This window comes from Areca yellow leaf disease phytoplasma (assembly GCF_041920595.1).
Map to the genome: position 1 here is coordinate 179,614 of NZ_CP169277.1, position 2,862 is coordinate 182,475.

At 29.8% G+C, this 2,862-nt stretch carries 3 protein-coding genes and 1 pseudogene; all 4 read left to right on the forward strand.

Features of this window, described 5'->3' with window-relative positions:
• Positions 1–379: 379 nt before the first annotated feature.
• Positions 380–550, forward strand: coding sequence for a hypothetical protein (locus ACEW7V_RS00950; RefSeq protein ID WP_374695595.1), 171 nt, complete (start codon positions 380–382; stop codon positions 548–550).
• A 208-nt stretch (positions 551–758) separates the two neighbouring features.
• Positions 759–1,043: a DNA-directed RNA polymerase subunit delta gene (rpoE, locus tag ACEW7V_RS00955; RefSeq protein ID WP_374695596.1), complete on the forward strand. Its 285-nt coding sequence runs from the start codon at positions 759–761 to the stop codon at positions 1,041–1,043.
• 667 nt (positions 1,044–1,710) lie between these two features.
• Positions 1,711–1,932: a hypothetical protein gene (locus tag ACEW7V_RS00960; RefSeq protein ID WP_374695597.1), complete on the forward strand. Its 222-nt coding sequence runs from the start codon at positions 1,711–1,713 to the stop codon at positions 1,930–1,932.
• Positions 1,933–2,656: 724 nt separating this feature from the next.
• Positions 2,657–2,862, forward strand: a pseudogene (locus ACEW7V_RS00965) (phosphatidylserine decarboxylase); the annotation flags it as partial.

Here is a 2,862-nt window from a genome sequence, read left to right on the forward strand (position 1 = left end):
ACAAATGATTTTAGTTTTTGAAGATGAAGATGCCTTTGAACTTGTTTTACAAAAAACATCAAACAAAAAGCTTTAGAAATTTTTGAATAACATTTCTTTTGCAATTACGAACTACATTGCTTTTTAAAAACAAGATTGTCAAGCCTTAGAAACTTTTTACAACAAAAATCATCCTAATCCAAACCAGGCATCAATTGCAAAATTCACAGCTACTTGCAATTTTGATCTTGACTTATATCAAATCAAAGCGACCCAACCAGCCAAGCCTGCTATTATCCAACTAGCTTATGATTTTTTGGTAAAGATATAGTAGAAATAATTAACTAGGAGCAAAAAATTATGAAAACACAATCTATCATGTTTGAAAAATTAAAAAAAAATGCAAGAAGCAATTGAAAACGCCCAACAACAATTAGAATTACAAGAATTTATTGGCAAAGCAGGGGATGTAGAATGTTTTACAAGGCACCAAACAAGTCGTAGATGTTATATTATTTCTCAAATTCAGCAGCAAAGCAATTCTCCAAGAAAGCGTTTTGTTGGCTTTTAATGCTGCTTTAAAAAAGTTAGAAAGAAAATCCAAAGAACTCATGCAAAAGGCATCTGGATATTTGATAGAATTCTAAAATTTTTACCCCCATATTTTGCATTTCTTTATTTTTATTTAGCCCTTTTCCCTTTCCTTTCTTTTTATTTTATCACTTATCATTATTTTCCAAATCCCAAACATTATTACATTAAAAAGAAGGAGGTATTTTATGAAAAAAACCAAAACTCCAAAATCACTTTTGGAAACTGCTTATGACATTATGAAAAAACATCACAATCCTGTTTCAGTCTATGATTTATTAAAACAAACATTGCAAAAACACCAAATCCCAAATAACAACCCCAATGTAGCTAATCAGCTTTATTTAGACATCGCTTTGAGCGGAAAATTTGTTTTTTGTGAAGACAATCAATTAATTATTAAAGAAAATAATAAACTTTTTTGGGATAAAGATTTTTTGAAAAAACTAAAATTTCAAACGACGAACCTCTGAACGAAGATACCAATTTACAAGAATGAATTTTGAGGATTTCCTTTCCTGACAAAGGCATGATCAAACTGAACCTCTACAAGATGATTTGCTTGATTTAGAAGACGAACCTTCAGAAGAACAAAAACAAAGACGATGACAAAATTGAAGATGATATTGTTTTAGAAAGGTATAAAGATGATTATGAATCCATTAGAAGAAAGAATGCGAACATCTTTATGCAAAATAATTACTACTTTACAATTTGCATTTACAAACAACCAATCAATAATTATCAAGTTTTTTAAGTTCATTAATATCCTTTTATTCTTTGATGGATAAGGGATTTTTCCCTTTATTTCCCCAACTCTAAACAACCAAAAAATGGTTTAAGAAAAAAAACATTAGTAAAACGAGGTTAAATAATATGTTTTTAGGTTTTTACAATTATACAACTTATTTAACTTACCTAAATTTAATGAGTAGTTTTTGTGGCATTGGCTTTGGTGCTTGTGGCAAATACACTTCTGCTTTAATCTGCCTATTAATATCAGGCGTTTGTGATATGTTTGATGGTGTGGTAAGCCGAATCAAAAAAATCGCAGTCATACAGAAAAAGCTATGGCATTCAAATTGATTCTTTAGCCGATATAATAAGCTTTGGCGTCCTTCCTATTTTATTAATTATTCTTTGAGTTTCAAAGGTGAAACTTCAACCCTAAAAGAAGATTTTTGGCTATTTGCACTTGTTTGGCTAGTTTGGGGCTTTTATCTTTTGGCAGCCTTAATTAGACTTGCTTATTATAATGTTTTAGCTGAAACCCAAAAATACGAATCTCAAAGCCCTTCTTATTTTACAGGTTTGCCCGTAACTGTAACTGCTATTTTATTTCCTTTTTTATTTTTTAGCTAAGTTATTTTTGCACACGCAAAAACTTGGGATTTCAAAAGTTTAGGATTTATCGAACAAAGACCTACTTTTTTTTTGGTTTCATTTGCCTGCATGTTGCTTTTTTTTATTTCTTTTAAAAAAATCCATTTCCCCAAGCCAAAGCCAAAACTACAATAACAATTATTTTATTATTAGCACTAAATTTTATCCTATTTATGTTGCTTAAAATCTTATTAAAATATTTGTTACCAATGGCATATTTCAAAGTGAGAGCGATTTACAATATGAAAGAAAATAGTTAATTTAGAAGAAAAATTATTTGTCAAGACCCAGCAAGTCGCCTGCAAAAATTTTTATACACAAACTTAGAAAAAAACTTTTTGGAAAAGATGCCTTCTCAAAATTTCTTTGATCACTAAACCCCTATTTCTTGGTTAGTTAATCTGTATTTTATTCTCCTTGGGTCATCACCAATACGCTTTCTTTGAAAATCATCGAACAACACCAAATTGATTTAAACTTATTTTGAAAAACAAAAAATTTAGTTTCTATAATGATTTTTTTACAAGAAAATACAAAGAACTTGCTATTCCTCAAGACAACTTTTGCTTTTATCAGTCCTTGTGAATCCAAATTAAGCATTTATCCTATAACCAAAAAGACTCTATTGCATCAAAGAAACCAATTACAGTTTAGTTGATTTGTTGCAAAATCCCACATTAGCTCAAGAATACGAGGAAGCTATTTGCTTATTTTCCGCTTAGAACCTCGCGATTATCACCGTTGGTCTTCTTTAGACGAAGGTTTTTTTCAAATGATTCCTTGGCAAAATCAAAGGAAAATTACATACAGTAAATCCCATTGCCTTTTTGAGAAGTTTGATGGGTTTAAAACAAACACTCGCGAATATAGTATCTACAAACCAAAAATTTTGCAAATAGTTCAAATAGA